The organism is Kribbella deserti, assembly GCF_042434725.1.
Lineage (GTDB): Bacteria > Actinomycetota > Actinomycetes > Propionibacteriales > Kribbellaceae > Kribbella > Kribbella deserti.
Map to the genome: position 1 here is coordinate 42,901 of NZ_JBHLTC010000032.1, position 21,947 is coordinate 64,847.

Annotated in this window: 12 protein-coding genes; 6 read left to right on the plus strand and 6 right to left on the minus strand. The window is 67.5% G+C overall.

All coding sequences use genetic code 11. The annotated features are described in order from the left end of the window. Positions 1–600: 600 nt before the first annotated feature. Genes ACFFGN_RS24805 through sdhC form a run of 4 tightly spaced genes read right to left on the minus strand, consistent with a single transcriptional unit; the run spans position 601 to position 3,928 of the window. Positions 601–1,305: a succinate dehydrogenase iron-sulfur subunit gene (locus tag ACFFGN_RS24805; RefSeq protein WP_328996700.1), complete on the minus strand. Its 705-nt coding sequence runs from the start codon at positions 1,303–1,305 to the stop codon at positions 601–603. Then, complete coding sequence (sdhA, locus tag ACFFGN_RS24810) at positions 1,305–3,059, minus strand: succinate dehydrogenase flavoprotein subunit (protein ID WP_380051841.1); 1,755 nt, start codon at positions 3,057–3,059, stop codon at positions 1,305–1,307. Before sdhA ends, ACFFGN_RS24805 begins: the two co-directional genes overlap by 1 nt. A 12-nt stretch (positions 3,060–3,071) precedes the next feature. Beyond that, the gene (locus tag ACFFGN_RS24815; protein ID WP_380051844.1) at positions 3,072–3,533 is read right to left on the minus strand and encodes a succinate dehydrogenase hydrophobic membrane anchor subunit; all 462 of its coding nucleotides are present in this window, start codon (positions 3,531–3,533) and stop codon (positions 3,072–3,074) included. Positions 3,534–3,535: 2 nt separating this feature from the next. Then, positions 3,536–3,928 (minus strand): succinate dehydrogenase, cytochrome b556 subunit, encoded by a 393-nt coding sequence (gene sdhC, locus ACFFGN_RS24820; RefSeq protein ID WP_446685218.1) that lies wholly within the window; start codon positions 3,926–3,928, stop codon positions 3,536–3,538. 257 nt (positions 3,929–4,185) lie between these two features. Here sdhC and ACFFGN_RS24825 point away from each other — a divergent pair, with 257 nt between their 5' ends. Beyond that, positions 4,186–4,995: an MBL fold metallo-hydrolase gene (locus tag ACFFGN_RS24825; RefSeq protein ID WP_380051847.1), complete on the plus strand. Its 810-nt coding sequence runs from the start codon at positions 4,186–4,188 to the stop codon at positions 4,993–4,995. On the opposite strand, the gene ACFFGN_RS24830 is transcribed toward ACFFGN_RS24825, so the two are convergent. After that, positions 4,992–6,098, minus strand: coding sequence for a glycosyltransferase (locus ACFFGN_RS24830; protein WP_380051850.1), 1,107 nt, complete (start codon positions 6,096–6,098; stop codon positions 4,992–4,994). The genes ACFFGN_RS24825 and ACFFGN_RS24830 overlap by 4 nt on opposite strands. A gap of 1 nt (position 6,099) precedes the next feature. Further along, positions 6,100–7,221: a glycosyltransferase family 4 protein gene (locus tag ACFFGN_RS24835; protein ID WP_380051853.1), complete on the minus strand. Its 1,122-nt coding sequence runs from the start codon at positions 7,219–7,221 to the stop codon at positions 6,100–6,102. A gap of 259 nt (positions 7,222–7,480) precedes the next feature. On the opposite strand from ACFFGN_RS24835, the gene ACFFGN_RS24840 reads away from it, so the two are divergent. The 5 genes from ACFFGN_RS24840 (at position 7,481) to ACFFGN_RS24860 (ending at position 21,603) form a co-directional block, all read left to right on the plus strand. Continuing rightward, positions 7,481–8,239, plus strand: a complete 759-nt coding sequence (locus ACFFGN_RS24840; protein WP_380051856.1) for a sugar phosphate isomerase/epimerase family protein — start codon at positions 7,481–7,483, stop codon at positions 8,237–8,239. Continuing rightward, complete coding sequence (locus tag ACFFGN_RS24845) at positions 8,236–9,336, plus strand: Gfo/Idh/MocA family protein (protein WP_380051859.1); 1,101 nt, start codon at positions 8,236–8,238, stop codon at positions 9,334–9,336. The genes ACFFGN_RS24840 and ACFFGN_RS24845 overlap by 4 nt, the downstream gene beginning before the upstream one ends. 316 nt (positions 9,337–9,652) lie before the next feature. Next, complete coding sequence (locus ACFFGN_RS24850; protein WP_380051862.1) at positions 9,653–15,835, plus strand: RHS repeat-associated core domain-containing protein; 6,183 nt, start codon at positions 9,653–9,655, stop codon at positions 15,833–15,835. A 77-nt stretch (positions 15,836–15,912) separates the two neighbouring features. Then, on the plus strand, positions 15,913–19,875 hold the full coding sequence (locus ACFFGN_RS24855; RefSeq protein WP_380051865.1) for an RICIN domain-containing protein: 3,963 nt from the start codon (positions 15,913–15,915) through the stop codon (positions 19,873–19,875). 147 nt (positions 19,876–20,022) lie between these two features. Next, positions 20,023–21,603, plus strand: coding sequence for an acyl-CoA mutase large subunit family protein (locus tag ACFFGN_RS24860; RefSeq protein ID WP_380051868.1), 1,581 nt, complete (start codon positions 20,023–20,025; stop codon positions 21,601–21,603). Positions 21,604–21,947 lie beyond the last annotated feature (344 nt).

Below are 21,947 nucleotides of genomic sequence, written 5' to 3' on the forward strand. Positions count from 1 at the left end.
TTGCCCCCTGTGACCCACCTCACCCCCACCCCCACCCCCACCCCCACCCCCTCGCCCCACGCCCGGCCGCCCGTTGTATTCCGTTCATCGGACCCTTGTGACGCGGCGTGTCGGGGTTCATCGGACGCTTCTGACGCGGCGTGTCGGGGTTCATCGGACGCTTCTGACCACCGGCGGTCACGCAGCCGCGTGCCTGGCTTGGCATTCGTTCGGCGGAATCCGCCCTCGCGCCCCGAGCGGCGAGGGTGCAGGCGGGCGACGGGAAGGGGCGGAGTCCGACGAGTGAATGCAACCTCGGTGGCGCCGCGGCGCCCAGGTGGTGCGGCGGCGCGCTAGCCCCGGTGGTGCTGTGGTGGCATCCCGAGGCGGTGCCAACCGCAGCCACAGTCACAGCCACAGTCACAGCCACAGCCACAGTCACAGTCACAGCCGCGGCGGCTGCCGAGGCCGGCGTGGTCAGAAGGGTCCGATGAACGGGGACACGCCGCGTCAGAAGGGTCCGATGAACGGGGACACGCCGCGTCGGAAGGGTCCGATGATCGGGGATGTGGGGAGGGCCCGGGCGTGTCGGGGGACACGGCCGGGCCCTGGGGGAGGGGGTTAGACGCGGCGGAAGATTAGGGCGCGTTTTACTTCCTGGATGGCCTTGGTTACCTCGATGCCGCGGGGGCAGGCTTCGGTGCAGTTGAAGGTGGTTCGGCAGCGCCAGACGCCTTCTTTGTCGTTGAGGATCTCGAGGCGCTGTTCCGTACCCTCGTCGCGGCTGTCGAAGATGAACCGGTGCGCGCCGACGATGGCCTGCGGGCCGAAGTACTGGCCGTCGGACCAGAAGACCGGGCAGGACGTCGTACACGCAGCGCAAAGGATGCACTTCGTGGTGTCGTCGAAGCGGTCCCGGTCGGCCTGGGACTGGATCCGCTCGCGGGTCGGCTCGTGCCCGTCGGTGACCAGGAACGGCATGATCGAGCGGTAGGCGTCGAAGAAGGGCTCCATGTCGACCACGAGGTCCTTGAGCACCGGCAGGCCCTTGATGGGCTCGACGGTGATCTCCTTCTCGGGGTTCAGGTCCTTGATCAGCGTCTTGCAGGCCAGCCGGTTGCGCCCGTTGATCTTCATCGCGTCCGAACCGCACACGCCGTGCGCGCAGGACCGGCGGAAGGTCAGCGTGCCGTCCTGCTCCCACTTGACCTTGTGCAGCGCGTCCAGCACCCGGTCGGTCGGCTGCAGCGTGACGGAGTAGGTCTTCCACTCCGGGTCGGGCGAGACCTCGGGGTTGTAGCGGAGGATCTTGACCTTGACGTCCATCAGTACTTGCGCTCCATCGGCTTGTAGCGGGTCTGGATGACCGGCTTGTAGTCCAGCCGGATGTTCACAATCTCGTTACCGTCTTCGTCAACTGAGACTGTGCGGTAAGCCATCGTGTGCCGCATGAAGTTGACGTCGTCGCGCTTGTCGTAGTCCTCGCGGAAGTGACCGCCGCGCGATTCCTTGCGGGCCAGCGCGGACACCACCAGCACCTCGGCGAGATCGATCAGGAAGCCGAGTTCGACGGCCTCCAGCAGATCGGTGTTGAACCGCTTGCCCTTGTCCTGCACCGAGACCTGGGCGAACCGCTGCTTCAGCCCCTCGATGTCGGACAGCGCCTGCTTGAGCGAGCCCTCGGTCCGGTAGACCTGCGCGTTCAGGTCCATGGTGGCCTGCAGGTCGGCCCGGATCGCGGCCACCCGCTCGGTTCCCTCGGCGTCGCGCATGCCCTCGATCAGGTTGACCACGAAGGCCTCCGGGGCCTCGGGCAGTTCCTCGAAGTCCACCTCGGCGGCGTACTCGGCGGCGGCGATACCCGCGCGGCGGCCGAACACGTTGATGTCGAGCAGCGAGTTGGTGCCGAGCCGGTTCGCGCCGTGCACGGATACGCAGGCGACCTCACCGGCGGCGTACAGGCCGGGGATGACGTCGTCGTTGTTGGCCAGCGCCTCGCCCTTGATGTTGGTCGGGATGCCGCCCATCGCGTAGTGCGCGGTCGGGAAGACCGGGATCTGCTCGGTGTACGGCTCGACGCCGAGATAGGTCCGGGCGAACTCGGTGATGTCGGGCAGTTTCGCGTCGATGTGCGCGGGCTCGAGATGCGTCAGGTCGAGCATCACGTAGGCGCCGTCGGGACCGCAGCCACGGCCTTCGCGCACCTCGTTGGCCATCGCGCGGGCCACCATGTCGCGGGGCGCGAGGTCCTTCACGGTCGGCGCGTAGCGCTCCATGAACCGCTCGTTGTCCTTGTTGCGCAGGATGCCGCCCTCACCGCGGGCCGCCTCCGAGAGCAGTACGCCGAGGCCGGCCAGGCCGGTCGGGTGGAACTGGAAGAACTCCATGTCCTCCAGCGGCAGGCCCTTGCGCCAGACGATGCCCATGCCGTCACCGGTCAGGGTGTGCGCGTTGGAGGTGGTACGGAAGACCTTGCCGAAACCGCCCGAGGCGAACACGATCGACTTGGCCGAGAAGATGTGCAGTTCGCCGGTGGCCAGCTCGTACGCGACGACGCCGGTGGCGCGGCCGCCGACCATCAGCAGGTCCAGCACGTAGAACTCGTTGAAGAACTCGACGTTCTGCTTGATGCACTGCTGGTACAGCGTCTGCAAGATCATGTGGCCGGTACGGTCGGCCGCGAAGCAGGAGCGCCGTACGACGGCCTCACCGTGGTTACGGGTGTGTCCACCGAAGAAGCGCTGGTCGATCTTGCCCTCGGCGGTCCGGTTGAACGGCAGGCCCATCTTCTCCAGGTCGAGCACCGCGTCGACGGCCTCGCGGCACATCACCTCGGCCGCGTCCTGGTCGACCAGGAAGTCACCGCCCTTGACCGTGTCGAAGGTGTGCCACTCCCAGTTGTCCTCCTCGACGTTGGCCAGCGCGGCGCACATGCCGCCCTGGGCCGCGCCGGTGTGGGACCGGGTCGGGTAGAGCTTGGTGAGTACGGCGGTCCGGGTTCGCTTGCTGCTCTCGAGGGCGGCGCGCATACCCGCGCCGCCGGCGCCCACGATGACCACGTCGTACTGATGGCGCTGCATGACAACAGATCCTTACTTGCAGACCGACAGCGTGGAGCTGGGGTCGAGGCAGGGGTCGAAGGTGAAGATGACCAGGGTGCCGAGCACGATCACGACGATGCTTGCCGAGAACAACGACATCTTCAGCCAGAACCTGGTCTGGTCCTTCTCGGCGTAGTCGTTGATGATCGTGCGCATGCCGTTGGTGCCGTGCAGCATCGCCAGCCACAGCATCAGCAGGTCCCAGACCTGCCAGAACGGGCTGGCCCACTTACCGGCCACGAAGGCGAAGTCGATGCCCTGGATGCCGTCGCCGAGGAACAGGTTGACGAACAGGTGGCCGAGTACCAGCACCACGAGGGCGAGGCCGGACAGCCGCATGAACAGCCAGCCGTAGAGCTCGAAGTTGGTCTGCCCGGACCGGTTCCGGCCACCGCCCTTGAGCGAACGGGAGCGGCTGCTGGACCGCGGGGTGACGATCTCTGGGGTGCTCATGCTCAGTGCCCTCCGAACACGTGCGTCAGGTGGCGGACCACGAACGGCACGAACAGCGCGATCCAGATGATGCCGACGGCGATCATCATCTTGCGCTGGTTGCGCGGGCCCTTGGCCCAGAAGTCGACCAGGATCAGCCGGATGCCGTTGAAGGCGTGGAACAGGATCGCGCCGACCAGTCCGACCTCCATCAGGCCGACGATCGGGTTCTTGTAGGTGCTGATGACCTCGTTGTAGGCGTCGGCCGACACTCGCACCAGCGCCGTGTCGAGCACGTGCACCAACAGGAAGAAGAAGATCCCCACACCGCTGATCCGGTGAGCGACCCATGACCACATGCCCTCATGGCCCCGGTAGAGGGTGCCGGGGGGACGGGTCAGTGGCTTGCTGGGCAAACCGATCCTCCGATCGGACGACGACCAGAGCCGACTGAGGGCATCGCTGGCAGTCGTCGTCGGCGTCGCCGCCGGTGGCCGTCAGAAGGGCCCGCAGATCTAGGCTCGGCCCGGCGAAAACCAGGCCGTGTTCGATGCTAACCGCAGCCGGTCGCGGACTTGGCCTCCACCCATGTGACATCGCTCTCGCCCGTGGGCTTGACCTCCACTGGGGTTCAACTTGGACGCTATGGGCAACAACCGATCTGGGAGGGCGAATGTGGATCTGTAAGACCTGCGCGGTGGAGCACGCTGCGCGACCGGACGTGTGCGCGATCTGCGCGGACGAGCGGCAGTGGGTGCCGGTCGACGGCCAGCACTGGACCACGCTGGAGGAACTGCAGGCGGCCGGGCACAAGGTCCGCCTGACCGAGCGGGAGCCGGACCTGCTCGCGGTCGAGTCCGAGCCGGGCGTCGGTATCGACCAGCAGGCCAAGCTGCTGAAGACGCCGGCCGGCAACCTGCTGTGGGACCCGATCGGGTACGTCGACGCCGACGGCGCCGCGCTGGTCCGCGAACACGGCGAGGTGAAGGCCATCGTGGCCAGCCACCCGCACATGTACGGCGTCCAGGTGGAGTGGAGCCGGGCGCTCGGGGGAGTTCCGGTGCTGGTGGCCGAGGCCGACCAGGAGTGGGTGGCGCGGCCGGATCCGGTCATCGAGACCTGGACCGGGCCGTTGGAGATCCTGCCGGGCGTGACGTTGTTCCAGCCGGGTGGTCACTTCAAGGGCAGTGCCGTCGTGCACTGGGCCGCCGGTGCCGACGGGCGCGGGGTACTGCTCAGCGGCGACACGATCTTCCCGAACCCGGGTGGTAAGTCCGCCAGCTTCATGCGCAGCTACCCGAACCGCATCCCGCTGTCGGGCGCGGTCGTGGACCGGGTCACCAAGGCCGTCGAGGCGTACGAGTTCGACCGGGTCTATGGCAACTTCGATAACGTCATCTCCGCCGACGCCCGGGCCATTCTGCGGTTCTCGGCCGATCGCCACATCGCCTGGACCCGCGGGGACTACGACCACCTCACCTAGGCGGCATGACGGTTCCAGGTGAGCCGGTTGTGCAGGGCAAGCATTCGGTCAACGCAGGTCTGCCAGTCGTATCGCTCAGCCTGCTCCCGGGCGGCGGTACGGCTGGAGGTCTCGGGACGGCCTGCAACCTCCAGTACGGCGTCCGCCAAGTGATCCGGCCTAGGCGCGGCCCAAGCGCCCGAACGGGCATCAAGCAGCTCACGAGCGCCACCCGTGTCCGCGGTGACTACGGGCGTTCCAGCGGCCAAGGCCTCCAACACCGCCAGGCCGAACGTTTCGCCCGGGCAAACCGACAGAGCCACGTCCGCCTGGGCAAGACGCCTCGCGAGTTCTACCCGCCCATCGACGTACCCGTGGAAGTGGACGGGCGCAGACCCGGCTATGGCGACCAGTTCGTCCAGGTGCGGGCCCGAGCCGTAGACGTCGAGCCGGCAGGGGATACCCCGGCTATGCAGCTCCACGGCCGTCGCAACCGCCAGATGCGGGCTCTTCTCCCGGGAGAGCCTCCCGGCGTGTACGAGCTTCAGTACGCCGTCCGCGGCCGGTGACCCTAGAGACGGGTGGAACGTGTCCAGGTCGACCCCCAGCGGGATACGGACTAGAGGCGTCGTCACCTCGCCGAACTCCGCAGCGGCGAAACGCGACGTCACCACGATCGCGTCGTACGTCCGGCCGAGCAGCCGGTATAACGCTCCAACGCCCGCGGCGATCCCTAGCTGCCGCCCGGTGCGAAGCGACACCATCGCGTCCAGCCGTTCGTGGCTGAACAGGATCGACCCGATGCCCTGGCGACGGGCCCAATGCGCTACCGGCAGCAGGGTCGACTTGTCCGAGATCTCCACGGTTGTCGGCCGGAACCGTTCGAGCGCCTCGATCACCCGCCATGGTTCGGCGATCAACCGGTAGCCGCCGCCGATCCGGGGCGCGCGTAACCGGATCAGTACGCCGTTCTCGTCCTCGCTGATGCTGTCCCGCTCGCCCGGGGTGACGAGCACGCGCTCGAATCCGGCGGCGCGATAGCCCTGGCCGAGATGGTCGATCGCGGTCCGCATGCCGCCCGAGGTCGGGCCGACGAAGTTCGCAAGCTGAGCGATTCGCTGCATATCAGGCCGCCCGCTTCTGAGTGGTCGCGCTGAGAACTTCGGCGTAGTGCCGGTCCACGAGGTCGTCGACCACCGCCGGCCAGGTGCGGAACTGCACGCGGCGGCGTCCGGCCTCGGCCATGGCCTGTCGCGCGGCGGGATCCACCAGCAGTCCGTGTACGGCCTGCCGCAACGCACCCGCGGTTCGGTGGTCGAACAGTTGGCCGGTCTCACCTGGCCTGATCAGGTCTACAGGACCACCAGCCGCAGGACCGACCGTCACCACGCCAGAGGCCTGAGCCTCCTGGATCGTCTGGCAGAACGTTTCGTGCTCGCCGGTATGAACGAACACGTCCAGGCTGGCGAAGATCCTTGCCAGGTCCTCGCCCCGGCGCATGCCTAGGAAGGTTGCACCCGGAAGGGTCTGTTCCAGCGCCGCCCGGTCCGGACCGTCGCCGGCGATCACCACCTGGCAACCGAGATCGGCTAGCTCGCTCAGGCGTCGTACCTGCTTCTCTGCGGCGAGCCGGCCGACGTACCCGACGATTGGCCGGCCGTCCGGGGCGATCTCCTTGCGCCAGGCTTCATCGCGCAGGCCCGGGTTGAACAGGTCTAGGTTTACGCCACGACCCCAGTGATGTACCCGCGGTACGCCGGCCTGGATCAGCTGGGCCATCGAGGCGGACGAAGGCGCGAGTGTGCGGTCACAACGCGAGTGCAACCGCCGTACCCAGGCCCAGACGCCACGGTCGGCTCGAACCGCCCACGGGTACTGCCGGGCGAATCCCGCGATATCCGTCTGGAAGACGGCCACTGTCGGTAGACCCAGCCGCCGGGCGCTACGTAGCCCCCAGGCGCCTAGCGCGAACGGAGACGCCAGGTGAACCAGGTCCGGGTTGAAGTCGGCCATAGCCCGCTCGATCGCCGGATCGGGTAGACCGACCGGGAACGCGCGATAGCCAGGGATACCGAAGCTGCGGGCCCGCACGACCGGCACGTCACCGTAGTGATCGGGCCCGGCTCCGGCGGCGATGATCAGCGGCTGGTGCCCACGGGCCAGCAGCCGGTCGGTGACATGACGAACCGTGTTCGCCACACCGTTGATCTGTGGCAGAAAGGACTCGGCGACCATCACGATGCGCACATCCCGAGGTTCCCGAGCCTGGATGAACCCTCGGCGAAGTGGGTATGACGGGCAGCGGGAGAGCCGTGGACGCCTCGGCCCCCGGCCGTCAACCGGTTGCCGACCGATGGCCGACCGGCTGGTAACCAGCCGATGACCGATAGTCATCGTCCAGACTGCGATCATTACGCTTGACCGGTTAAGCACAAGGGTCCGTAGGATCTCCTGCAAGAGGGAGAGAGCGTTCTCCCGGACCTGACCGCCGCTTCGAGGAGCAACCGTGCTCTCTGACCGCCTATCCCTCCAGCTCTACACCGTTCGTGGCGAATTGGAGCGGGACTTCGATGCCGCCCTCGCCCGGATCGCCGAGATCGGCTACCGGCAGGTTGAGCCGTTCGGCCTCGTCGAATTCGAGTCCAAGCTCGCCGACGGCCTGGCCAAGCACGGCCTGACCGCGCCGACCACCCACGCCGGTCTGCTCGGCCGCGAGCTGGAGCCGGCCTTCGCCGCCGCCAAGCGGCTCGGCATCGGTACCGTGATCGACCCCTTCACCGACCCGGCCCGCTGGCAGTCCGCCGAAGAGGTCAAGCAGATCGCGGTTCAGCTGAACCAGGTCGCGCACCAGGCCGAGCGCCACGGCATCACCATCGGCTATCACAACCACCACTTCGAGCTGGCCTCGATGCTGGACGGCCGGCACGCGCTCGAGGTTTTTGTCGAGCACCTCGCGCCCGAGGTCGTGCTGGAGATCGACACCTACTGGGCCGCGGTGGGCGGTGCCGACGTACCGGCACTGCTGGAGCGCCTCGGTGAGCGGGTTGTCGCCCTGCACATCAAGGACGGCGACGGCACGCTGAACAACAAGGCGCAGGTCGCCGTCGGTTCGGGCACGATCCCGGTCAAGGACTTCTTGGCCGCCGCGCCGGGCCGGCTCGCGGTCGTCGAGCTGGACGACTTCGAGGGTGAGATCTTCGACGCGGTCAGCGGCAGCTACGCGTTCCTGGAGGCGGACTTCCGCGGCGAGGGGCAGCAGGCATGAGCACCGGACCCGTCGGCGTCGGCGTCATCGGCGCGGGTGTCATCAGCGACACCTACATCAAGAACCTGACCAGCTTCCCGGACGTGGTCGTGCACGCGATCGGCGACCTGCGGCCCGAGGCGGCCCAGGCGAAGGCCGAGGAGTTCGGCATCGTCACCCACGGTGGTCCGGAGGCCGTGCTCAGCCACCCGGACGTCGAGATCGTGGTCAACCTGACCATTCCGGTCGCCCACGTCGAGGTGGCCCTGGCAGCCGTTGCCGCAGGCAAGCACGTGTGGAGCGAAAAGCCGTTCGCGATGGACCGCGACAGCGGTGCGAAGCTGCTTGCCACGGCGGCCGACGCCGGGGTCCGCCTCGGCTGTGCGCCGGATACCTTTCTCGGCCCGGGTCTGCAGACCGCCCGGCGGCTGATCGAGAAGGGCGACATCGGTACGCCGCTGACCGCCTTGACCCTGATGCAGTCGCCCGGCCCGGAGTCGTGGCACCCGAACCCGGCTTTCCTGTTCCAGGAGGGCGCGGGCCCGCTGTTCGACATCGGCCCGTACTACCTGACCGCGCTGGTGCAGCTGTTCGGTCCGGTCGGTGCCGTCGCGGGTATCGGCTCCACCTCGCGCCCGACCCGCACGATCGGCTCGGGCCCGCTGGCCGGTACCGAGTTCGACGTGACCGTGCCGAGCCACGTGAGCATGATCGCCAAGTTCGAGAGCGGCCAGTCGTCGCAGCACATCTTCAGCTTCGACTCACCGCTCGGCCGGCACGGCTTCGTCGAGATCACCGGTACCGAGGCCACCCTGGCCCTGCCCGATCCCAACCGCTTCGACGGTGAGATCAAGCTGATCCGCCGTGAGGGCGAGTGGGAGACCGTCGCCGACGTGAAGGCCCTGGCCGAGCGCGGTACCGGCGTGCTCGACATGGCCCGCGCCATTCGCGCCGACCGCCCGCACCGCGCCACCGGTGACCTGGCCCACCACGTCGTGGACGTGATGGTCTCGGTCAGCGAGTCGGTCGACTCCGGCGCCTTCGTCGACGTCACCAGCACCGTCGACGTACCCGAGATCCTGCCCGAGGACTGGGACCCCAGCGCCGCCACGGTCTGAAACCCGGTGGAGGCAGGGTTGTTGCCTGCCTCCACCATTCGACCGTGATGGAATTCGGGAAACCGGCGAACCGGCGCTCGAACCGGAATTCGCCGTACGGCCGCGACCGGGCTGACGTCGTCCACGCGGCGGCGGACGTCCCGGATTGTCCTTCTCCGACGCGGATTTCGGCGCCTCTCCATCGTTATTCTCGGCTGTGAGCGATCGGCCCCCGGGCGGGCGGATCGGGCCCGAACGGCTATTTGAGCGACGTGGAAAGTCGTTGAGGCCGTGATGCGGTGACCTCACAGTGATCTTGCCTAGATTGGGAGGTCCTGTGTCGAAATCCGTTGTTCGCGGTGCCCTGGCCGTTGTGGTCGGGGTGACCCTGATCGTGGGGCTGGCAGCCCCGGCGGGGGCCATTCCGGCTCCACCCGTCAAAGACGAGCCACTGTTCAAATCCGCCAAGGTGAAGGCGGTGCGTGGCTCGAACGTCAAGGTCAAGCCGCGAGAGCCGGATCTGGCCGTTGACGTCGTGAAGACTCCGGCCGTGGTCTGGCCATCGGCCGGCACCGCTGACGTCGTACTGCCTGAAACCACTTGGAACGCGAGACTTTCCGGCGTCCGGCCCGCGAAGAAGGCAGCTGGAACGCTGCCGGTCGCGGTCGGTGCCGCGACCACCGACGGATCCGCGCCGAGCACCGTCAAGGTGGATCTGCTCGGCCGCCGCGGTGCGTCGGTGCTGGTGAAACTCACCAATACCGACAAGGCGAAGAAGGCGCCCGGCAAGGTGGCGCTGGAGCTGAACTACCAGTCGTTCCGGCACGCCTATGGCGCCGACTGGGCGACCCGGCTCCGTCTGGTCCAGCTGCCCGCCTGTGCCGCCGTCACGCCCGCGGCGGCGAACTGCGCCGGTACGCCGGTCAAGACCCGTAACACCGGAGCGGGCACGCTCAGCGCCGACGTACCGGCGACCGGCCTTTTCGCGATGGAGGCGGCCGCCGCCGGACCTGCCGGTGACTTCGGCAATACGAACCTGTCACCCACGGCCTCATGGTCGGTGGGTGGCTCGTCGGGTGACTTCAACTGGCAATACCCCATGCGTACGCCACCCGGCACGGGCGGCCCGACGGCTCAGATCAGCCTCGGGTACTCCTCGGGCAGCGTGGACGGCCGCACCTCGGGCACGAACAACCAGAGTTCGTGGGTCGGTGAGGGGTTCGAGCTGTCGCCTGGTGGCTCGATCGAGCGCCGGTACGCGTCTTGTTCGGCCAAATCCGAGCAGACCGGCAACAACGGCGCCAAGGCCGTCGGCGACCTGTGCTTCGCGACCGACAACGCGACGTTCACGCTGAACGGCAAGGGTGGCGAACTCGTCCGGGACGACGCCACCGGCCAATGGCGTCCGAAGGCCGACGACGGTACGAAGGTCGAGCGGCTGTCCGGTGCGGACAACGGCGACCAGGGCGGTACCGCGGCGGAGACCGGTGAGTACTGGGTCATCACGACCAAGGACGGCACCAAGTTCTACTTCGGCCTGAACAAGATCCCCAGCCCGAACGCCCAGCCGACCAACTCGGCCTGGACCGTTCCGGTGGCCGGTAACCACGGCGGCGAGCAGTGCAACAAGGCCGCCTTCGCCGACTCGTTCTGTCAGCAGGCCTACCGGTGGAACCTCGACTACGTCGTCGATCCGCACGGCAACACGATGTCGTTGTTCTACGACGTCGAAAAGAACAACTACGCCCGCAACGGCAGCGAGACCACGGCCAGCAGTTACGACCGGGCGGGCAACATCAAGCGCATCGACTACGGCCAGACCGCCGGTGAGGTGTTCAGCGAGAAGCCGGTTGCCCGGGTTCACTTCGACACCACCGAGCGTTGCGTGACCGGCGCCAACTGTGCTCCGGCCGCCTACTTCGACACCCCGCTGGACCAGGAGTGCACGAGCACCAGCCGGTGCACCCGGACCAGCCCGAGCTTTTGGACCAAGAAGAAGCTCAGCAAGATCCGTACCGAGGTCTGGCGCGGCAGCGCGTTCGCACCGGTCGACTCCTGGATCCTGCGGCACAGCTTCCCCAACCCCGGCGACAACACCAACCCCCGGCTCTGGCTGGAGGCCATCACGCACATCGGTGAGGTCGGCTCCGCGGTCAACACCCCGGAGGTCAACTTCGACAAGGTCGCGATGCCCAACCGCGTCGACGACGGCAGCGGCCAGCCGCTACTCGACTGGTTCCGCATCCGCGCGATCCACTACGGCTCCGGCGGCTCGCTGGCCATCGCCTACTCCGGCAAGGACTGCAGCCTGCCCGGCAACGTGCCGGCAGTCGACCAGAACAACCGGCGCTGCCACCCGATGAAGTGGACCCCGCCGAGCGCACTGGACGAGCGGGAGGACTGGTTCCACAAGTACGTCGTCGTCTCGGTCACCGAGTCCGACCGGGTCAGCGGCATGGTGCCGGTGGAGACCCGGGTGACCTATCCCGAAGGCCCGGCCTGGCGTCACGACGACGAGGACGGCCTGGTCGAGATCGGCCGCAAGACCTGGTCGCAGTGGCGTGGGTACAAACGCGTCATCGTCACCAAGGGCAATCCGGCCGGTCCGCAGTCGGTCACCGAACACCGCTACTTCCAGGGCATGGACGGCGACAAGCTCAAGGCCGGCGGCGTCAAGGACGTCGACGTGGTGGACTCCACCGGTGCCCGGATCGAGGACGCCAACGTGCTGGCCGGCCAGGAGCGCGAGAGCAGCAAGCTGCTGAACGGCGTCATCGCCGAGCGCACCATCACCGAGCCGTGGGTGTCGCCGCCCACCTCGACGCGGACCCGCGACTGGGGCACCACCAGCGCGTTCAAGGTCGAGCAGAAGTCGGTCCGCGGGTGGGAGGCCAAGCCGGGCGGCGGCTGGCGGGAGACCTCGGCCAAGAACGAGTACACCGCCACCGGTCTGCTCACCGAGTCGTCCAACGCCAACGACCTGGCCAGCACCAGCGACGACACCTGTACTCGCTACGAGTACGTGGGCAATGCCGCCAAGGGCATCGCCGAACTGCCGTCGCGGACGCAGACCGTCGCCAAGGCGTGTGACCAGCCATGGACCAAGGACGACGTGGTCAGCGACGAGCTGGTCCGATACGAAGGCGGCACCACGCCGACCGAGCCCAAGCCGGTCGAGACCCAGCGGGTATCGGGTTACAACGCCGCCGGCGTTCCGAGCTACGAGACCGTGGGCACCTCGACGTACGACGAGAACGGTCGCAAGGCCTCCGACACCAACGCGTTGGGGCAGACCACGAAGTACGCCTATCTCCCGGCTGATGGCCCGGTCACCAAGACCACCGTTACGCTGCCGAACGGGCATACCTCGAGCACCGAGCTCGACCCGGCCTGGGGTCAGGCGAAGAAGGTCGTCGACGTCGCCGGTCGCGAGACGGTGTCGAAGCGGGACGGGCTGGGCCGGATCAACAAGATCTGGTTGCCGGGTCGTGCCGAGTCGGAGACGCCCAGCGTCGAGCACACCTACTTCGGTGGGGTCGACGAGCCTGGCGTGGTGCAGACAAAGAGTCTGCAAGCCGACAACACCGTCGAGACGACGTACGAGATCCTGGACGGCCTGCAGCGTAAGCGGCAGGTGCAGAAGGCCTCGGCCGACGGCATCGGGCGGGTCATCACCGATTACGAGTACGACTCGCGGGGTCTGCCGACCATCGAGAACACCCCTTACTACAACGATGCGCCGCCCGGGAACGTGGTCTTCGACCCCGTCGAGGAAGAGTTGCCCGCGCGCAAGTCGACGACGTACGACGCCATCGAGCGGCCGGTCAAGGAGTCGCTGTGGTCGTACAACGAAGAGAAGTGGGCCACCACCCACAGCCACGAACCGGATCGGCAGACCACCAACCCGCCGACGGGTGAGCAGGCGACCACCAAGATCACCGATGTCCAGGGCCGCCAGACCGAGCTGCGGACGTACAACACCCCGGACCCCAGTGGTGACTTCGACAAGACGAGCTACACCTACACCAAGGCCGGGCAGCTTGCCACGGTCACCGATCCGGCCGGCAACGTGTGGCGTTACACCTATGACCTCCAGGGCCGCAGGATCAAGGTGGAGGAGCCGGATCGCGGCACCACCACGATGACCTACAACGAGCTGGACCAGGTGACGTCGACCACCGACGCCAAGGGCAGCAAGCTGTTCTACGCCTATGACCAGATCGGTCGTCAGACGTCCGCCCGCGAGGAGTCGGCCGACGGCCCGCTGCGGGTCGAGCGCAGTTACGACACCATCGCCAAGGGCTCACCGAGCACTTCGACGCGGTACGTGAACGGCCACGCCTACACGACCCGGGTCACCGGCTACTCCGCCGCAGGTCAGCCGACTGGTACCGAGATCACGATTCCGGCGGCCCAGGGCGGTCTGGCCAAGACCTACTCCAGCAGCCAGACCTTCACCGCGAACGGCCTGCTGGAGTCGGTGTCGCTGCCGTCCGTCGGCGGGTTGCCGGCGGAGAAGCTGACCACCACGTACGACAGCAACGACCTGCCGACCGGCATGTCGAGCGAGCTGGGCAGCTACGTCACCGGCACCGAGTTCAACTCCTTCGGCGACATCACGATGCTCGAGGTCCAGCCGACCGACGGCAAGTGGTTGCGTCACTCCTACGTGTACGACGAGGCGACGCGCCGCCTGACCCGGGCCATCAGCCAGCGGGAGACCCCTGGACCGCAGCGGATCCTGGACCAGAGCTACACCTACGATCACGCGGGTAACGTCACGAAGATCGTCGACGCTCCCGCGACCGGCAGCACCGAACCGAAGGACACGCAGTGCTTCAACTATGACGAGCTGAAGCGCCTGACCAAGGCCTGGACGCCGGGCGATGGCAACTGCGCCGTTCAGCCGACGGCCGCGAGCCAACTCGGCGGACCCGCGCCGTACTGGCACTCGTGGACGTTCGACAAGATCGGCAATCGCAAGACCGAGACCCGCAACACCTCGGCCGGTGCGACCACCAGTACCTACGAGTACCCGGCGGCCGGGCAGCCGAGGCCGCACGCCGTACAGAAGATCACCACGACCGGCCCGCAGGGCACCAAGGTCAACGAGTACGGCTATGACGAGACCGGCAACCAGACCAGCCGGACCGTCGCCGGTGTGGGTGAGACCTTCGACTTCGATCCCGAAGGCAAGCTGACGAAGGTCAAGAAGGGCACCCAGGAGACCGAGTACATCTACGATGCCGACGGCAACCGATTGCTGCGCAAGGACAGCACCGGCACGACGCTGTACCTCGGTGGAACCGAGGTGCTGCTCAAGCCGGACGGTACCCAGGTCGGCACGCGGCACTACAAGTTCGGCAAGCAGACCATCGGGGTCCGGGTCGCCAATTCGGCCGATCCGAGCGGCAAGCTGACCTGGCTCGGTTCCGATCACCACGGTTCGGCCACGCTGATGGTGGACGCGGCGACGCAGGCCTTCCAGCGACGCCGGATCACCCCGTACGGCGAGGCGCGCGGCGCGGTACCTGCCGCGTGGCCGAGCCAACGGGACTTCGTCGGCGGCACCAAGGACTCGTCCACCGGACTGGTTCACCTCGGGGCTCGTGAGTACGACCCGACCACCGGCCGGTTCATTTCGGTCGACCCGGTGGTGGATCCGGCCGATCCGCAGCAGCTGAACGCCTATGCGTATGCGAACAACAGCCCGGTCAGTTCGGTCGATGCCGACGGCAAGCGGTACCGGACCGAGACGGTCACCGAGCTGAAGACGATCGTGCGCTACCACACCAAGCGGATCAAGGAGCTGAAGCGCGAGGTCATCACGGTCTACGTGAAGATCGTCATCTACACCTTCTTGGCGAAGCTGGCAAAAGCCTTCGGCATGCACGACTTCGCGCAGTCGCTGGTGGCCGAGGTGGCCCGCCAGGTGACGGTCTACAAGGAGATCGTTCGCACGGTGCGATTCCACACCAAAGAAGTGATCAAGATCGTCACCAAACGGTTCATCAAGGAAGCCGGGCCGGACGCCCAGGAGATGGCCAAGGCACTGGCTTCGGCCAAGGCGACCAATTCCAGTATGGCGGCGCTGGATCGCAAGACGGACCGGCTCAACGCGGTGGCCTTCCAGGTCGGTGTGCGAGCCAAGGCCGATCAGCTCGCGGCAGAGGCCAACCGCAAACAGGTCGAGGAGCAGAAGAGGCGGGAAGAGGAGAAGGCCAAGGAGCAGCCGCAAGCTCCCGCTCAGGACGAAGAGGCATTGAGCCGCGATACCTACTCCAACTCCGGCATGGTGGTCGGCGGCGCGGTGGGCGGTGCGGTCGGCACCGTGGCCGGCACCGTGGTGGGTGCCACCGTCGGCGCCAAGGTCGGTGCTGCTGTCGGAGTGTTCGGTGGGCCGCCCGGCATCATCGTCGGTGCTGCGGTCGGTGCCGCCATCGGCGTTATCGGTGGCACGCTGGCCGGCTATTGGGCAGGTCGTGGCATGCACGCCTTCGACGTCCTCAAGTTGTGGTGATCCGGTGCGCTCGTGCCGCGCGGACCGCCGGCGCGAGCGCACCTTCGACCATTCGTTCAGCTGACTGAAGGATCAACATGAGAGCGAGAATGGCGGTTGGTGGCCTCGCTGCCGCGGCGCTGCTACTCCCGTCGCTCGGGCTGACCACGGACTCGGCGGCGCAAGCCGCCGGGCCCGTGGGGTCCGGCGAGCCGAAAGCAGCCCAGCGGGTCGAGCTGGACCACCTGAGGTCGGAAACGACCCAGGTGTTCCGCGAGCCCTCCGGACTGCACACGATGGAGCAGTACGCGTATCCGGTCCGGGCCCGAAAGGGCCCGGGCTGGGCGCCCATCGACACCTTGCTGAAGTTCCAGCCGGACGGTTCGGTGCGCCCGGGCCTGATCGTGACGGACCTGCGGTTGTCCGGTGGCGGGGACGAGAAGCTTGTTGCCCTGGGCAAGAACACCAAGCAGGTCCGGATGGCCTGGCAGAACCGGCTGCCCAAGCCGGTGCTCGACGGTGACACCGCCACGTACCGCGAGGTGTTCCCCGGCGTGGACCTGCGGGTGCGGGTCGAGGCCACCGGCTTCCAGCACGTGCTGGTGGTGAAGAACCGCGAGGCGGCCAAGAACCCGGCGCTCAAGCGGTTGCGCTTCCCGATCAGTGGCTCGGGGCTGAAGCTGACCACCAAGGCGGACGGTACGACGATCGCCGCCGACGCCAGTGGCAAGGCGTTGTTCACGGCCGGTAAGGCGGTCATGTGGGACAGCCCCACCGCCGTACCGCAGCAGGAGCCGCGGACCAGGCACGCCAGTATTCCGACCACCGGCTCCGCTCGGGAGCTGGTGATCGAGCCGGACCAGAAGTTGCTCAGTGCACCGACCACCCGTTACCCGGTCTTCATCGATCCGTCCTGGGCGGTGAACAACTACCTGTGGACTCACGTCAGTGCGGAGCACCCGGACCAGTCCTACTGGGACTACGACCGTGGTGAAGGCGCCAAGGTGGGCCGGTCGTACGACAACGTCATCACCTACCGTTCGTTCTTCCAGTTCGGGGACGGCAATCTCGCCGGGGCACGGGTGACCGGTGCCTCGTTCCAGATCTGGCTGGACCACAGTTCTTCGGGCTCGCCGACCCCGACCGAGCTGTGGTGGACGCACGGTCTCGACCGGAACCAGCCGGCCACCTGGCGCAACACCGCCGGCCACTGGCGATGGCATCTGGGCAACGCCAACGGCAACGCGCGCACCGGCGGCGGTCAACCGGACATGCTGATGTCGTGGTCGGGTGACGGCATCAAGGGTGCGGCCCAGCAGATCGCCGACGCCGGGCAGTCGACGATGACGTTCGGGCTGAAAGCACCGAACGAATCCGACATCTCGCAGTGGAAGAGGTTCCACGGGCACACCGCGAAGCTCGTGGTCAACTTCAACAACGTGCCCAACCAGCCGAGCCGGGTCAACTTCACCCGGGCCCGGCCGTGCGCTCCGAAGGCGGCGCCGATCGTGGTCAGCTGGCCGCTGTCGGGCTATTCGTTCTCCGCGGTGGCCAGTGACAAGGACGGCGACAACGTCACCACCCGGCTGTCCATCAACAAGGCGTCGGACGACGCGTTGGTGCACGAGATCGACTCGGCGAACACCACGTCGGGGTCGGCCTTCGCCTGGCCGGCCATCGACCGCGCGGTGCTGGCGGACGGCGAGACGTACTACTACACCGCTCGGAGCAACGACAACGTGCCGGACGACGGGGTTGAGTTCGGCCCGTCGACCCAGCGTTGCCACTTCAAGGTCGACGCCAAGAAGCCGCTGGGCGCCGTACTGGAGTCCACCGACTTCCCTGATGGCGAGGCCGCTATCCCGGCCCGCACGGTCGGCACCGTGACGCTGCGGCCCGCGCCGGGCGACGGCGACGTCGCGGAATACCTGTACGGGTTCAAGCCGGAGCGCATCACCAGCCGGATCAAGGCAGGCCCGGGCGGCGTCGCACAGATCCCGCTCACTGTCTGGCAGACAGCGACCGGGACGATGCCCGCGAAGATGCTGTACGTGAAGGCGGTCGACGCGGCCAACAACGTCAGCGACGAACCGACGGTCTGGCAGCTGAGCGCCAGCAAGCTCACCCAGGTGCCGGTCAAGCGGCGGGGTGACGTCAATGGCGACGGCCGCGCGGACCTGTCCACCGTGCTGGACCAGGGCGACGGGCGAACCGCCGTCTGGAACATCGTCTCGAAGGCGGGCGGCGGTCTGCACACCGGGCAGCTGGCCTGGGACAGCGGCGCCAACGGTGGCTTCGCGATGTACCGGACCAAGCCGGTCCGGGGTGACTTCGACGGCGACGGCCGGACGGACACCGTATTGCTCCGGGAGGAGGCGGGCCGCCGGATCGGCATGTACCGCGGCCTGTCGAACAGCGAGCGGTACGACTTCGAGTCGGCGCCGGTCTGGCACAGCGGCGCGAACGGCTGGCCGCTGAGCACTGCCCGGATCATCGCCGGTGACGTCAACGGCGACGGCAAGTCCGACATCGTTGCCCAGCTCAACGTGGCCGGTACCAGCTGGCGCACGCTGACCTGGCTCGGGCCGGCCCTGACCACGCCGGTGCAATCGCTGCAGACCACCAGTCCGTGGTCCGGCAGCGCGCCGCTGCTCGCCGATGTGGACGGCGACAAGCTCGCCGATCTCGTCGACATGCAGAACCAGGGTGGCTGCCGCACGGTCACGCGGTACTTCAAGTCGACCGGTACGGCGTTCAGCGCGACGCCGGCCGTGCTGCACGACAGCGGCGCGGGCGCGTACTGCTGGGAGCGCAGCAAGCCGCAGGTCGCGGACGTGAACGGTGACGGCAAGGACGACGTCGTCACGCTCTACGAGAACAGCGGTACGGACGCCTCGCTGAAGGTGTTCCGGTCCACCGGTACCGCTTTCGCGCTGGCGGAGTGGTGGCGCGACACGACCACCTTCGACCCGGCCAGGACCGCGCTGGCCGTTGGTGACTTCAGTGCCGACGGCAAGGAAGACGTCGGGCTGATCTACTCGCTGGACGGTGGCGGCCGCGAGGCCTACACCCTCACCTCGACCGGTACGTCGTTCGGCCCGGCCACCAGCGGGTGGAAGGAGCCACGCGTCGGGGCCAGTACCGGGCCGAGCTTCGATATCGAGAACCGGACCTACGAACTGGTCAACCGCAACACCGGCAAGTGCCTGGACGTCTGGAACAACAACCAGGCCGACGGCGAGCGGCTGGTCCAGCACACCTGCCTGGGCGGGCTGAACCAGCGGTTCCGGATCAAGCAGATCGCCGGGATCGACCAGTTCGAGATCCAGACCGCGCATTTCCAGGGCAACATCGCCGACGGCCGTCCGCGGTGCCTCGATGTCTACAACCAGTTGCACGGCGACGAGGTCGGTGTCCTGCAATGGCCCTGTATGGGTACGTCGAACCAGCAGCTGCGGATCGAGTACCTGGAAGGCAGTAGCTACGACACGGTGGTCCGGCTGAAGTTCGCGCACAGCGACAAGTGCGCGTCTCCGACCGAAGGCAGCACGGGTGAAGCCGCCAGTATCGTTCAGCGGACCTGTGCCGCCGAGGCGAGCCAGCAGTGGATCCTGCGGGCCGCCTTCAACCCGGCGCAGCCGAACGGCAAGTACCGGATCCGTGCCGTACACGGCGAGAAGGCGCTCGACGTGATCGACTGCGGGCCTGATTCCGCGATGCGGATGTACATCTGGTACCCGGACAGCCCGTGCCAGCGGTGGGAGTTCAAGCCGCTCGGGGACGACGTCTACAAGATCGTCGAGCCGAGTACGGAACAGGCCATCGACGTGCTCGGCTGTACCGACACGCTGGCGCTGACGGTGGCGACCATGCCGGACAGCGAAGGGGCGTGCCAGCGATGGCGAGTGGAGCCGGCTTTCAACGGCTCCTGGTCCATCACCCAGGAGAGCAACGGCAACGCCCTCGATGTGGCCGACTGTAATCCGGAGCTCAACGCCAGCCTGATCACCTGGCGTTACTGGAACGGGCCCTGCCAGCGCTGGTTGCTGGACCAGCCCTGACCTGATCACCCGACGGTGCGGTTCCCCCGCCGCACCGTCGGGCCGGTCACCCGGTGAGCGTGGCGAATGTGACGTAATCGCGGGACGTGGGGGATCTCACCGCGTGTGACGTACCGGTTTGCGGTTCGCGGGCCTACCGTGAAGGCCATGAGCCACCAGACCGAATCGGGCTGGGACTTCGCCCCCGTCTACGGCCCCGACAAGCTCGAGGGTTTCGACCCGGCGGAGAAACTGGGACAGCCCGGCGAGTATCCGTACACCCGCGGCGTGTACCCGACGATGTACACCCAGCGCCCCTGGACCATGCGGCAGTACGCCGGTTTCGGCACCGCTGCCGAGTCCAACCAGCGCTATCACCAGCTGATCGACGCCGGCACCATGGGCCTGTCGGTCGCGTTCGACCTGCCCACCCAGATGGGCTACGACTCCGACGCCGAGATCGCGCACGGCGAGGTCGGCAAGGTCGGCGTGGCGATCGACTCGATCGACGACATGCGGGTGCTGTTCGACCGGATCCCGCTGGACCAGGTCTCCACCTCGATGACCATCAACGCGCCCGGCTCGGTGCTGTTGCTGCTGTACCAACTGGTGGCCGAGGAACAGGGTGTCGAAGGCGCGAAGCTCACTGGCACGATCCAGAACGACGTACTCAAGGAGTACATCGCCCGCGGCACCTACATCTACCCGCCGAAGGAGTCGCTGCGCCTGATCAGCGACATCTTCGCCTACTGCAAGACCGAACTGCCGCGCTGGAACACGATCTCGATCTCCGGCTACCACATGGCCGAGGCCGGCGCGACGCCCGCGCAGGAGATCGCGTTCACCCTTGCCGACGGCATCGAGTACGTGCGCGCCGCGGTCGCCTCCGGGCTGGACGTGGACGAGTTCGCGCCCCGGCTGTCGTTCTTTTTCGTCTCCCGTACGACGCTGCTGGAAGAGGTCGCGAAGTTCCGCGCGGCCCGCCGGATCTGGGCCCAGGTGATGCGCGACGAGTTCAACGCGAAGAACCCGAAATCCCTGATGCTGCGCTTCCACACTCAGACCGCGGGCGTCCAGCTCACCGCGCAACAACCCGAGGTGAACCTGGTCCGCGTCGCCGTGCAGGGCCTGGCCGCCGTACTGGGTGGAACGCAGTCGCTGCACACCAACTCCTACGACGAGGCCATCGCGCTGCCGACGGAGAAGGCGGCCCGGCTGGCGCTACGGACCCAGCAGGTGCTCGCGTACGAAACCGACATCACCGCGACCGTCGATCCCTTCGCCGGCTCGTACGTGGTGGAGTCGCTCACCGACGAGGTCGAGGCCGCCGCCCGCGAGTTGATGGCCAAGGTCGAGGACTTCGGCGGTGCCGTCGCCGCGATCGAGCAGGGTTTCCAGAAGCAGGAGATCGAGCGCTCGGCGTACCGGATCGCGCAGCAGATCGACTCGGCCGAACGGGTCGTTGTCGGCCTGAACAAGTTCAAGGTCGCCGAGGAGGAACCGTACGAGCCCCTCCGCGTCAACCCCGCCATCGAGGCCCAGCAGGTCGAGCGCCTGGCCCGCCTCCGCGCCGAACGTGACCAGGCCGCCGTGGACAAGGCCCTGACCGAACTCCGCCAGGCCGCGCGCGGCACCGACAACTGCCTCTACCCGATGAAGGACGCGCTCAAGGCCCGCGCCACCGTCGGCGAGGTCTGCGACGCCCTCCGCGAAGTCTGGGGCATCTACATCCCCGCCGACACCTTCTGACACTGACGACGGGAGACAGTGCGGAAAGCCCGCACCAGCCGCCCGCCCCGGCCACTGACCCCGCCCGCCCCGGCCACTGACCCCGTCCGCCCCGGCCACTGACCCCGTCCGCTGGCCCTGTCCGCCCGGCTATCGCTCGCCTGTCGGCCCTGTTCGTTCGTTGCTGGTTCGGCTCTTCGCCTTGCGCTTTGCTGAATGCGACGAGCGGGCCTGGCACGACGCAGGCCCGGGGCGGCTACCGGGTTGTGGGCTGGCTGCCGGGTTGTGGTGTGCCCGCTACCGGGTTTTCGTACGACTACCCGGTTGCAGCCAGGTAGTCGCGCAAAAACTCGGCACCGGACTCG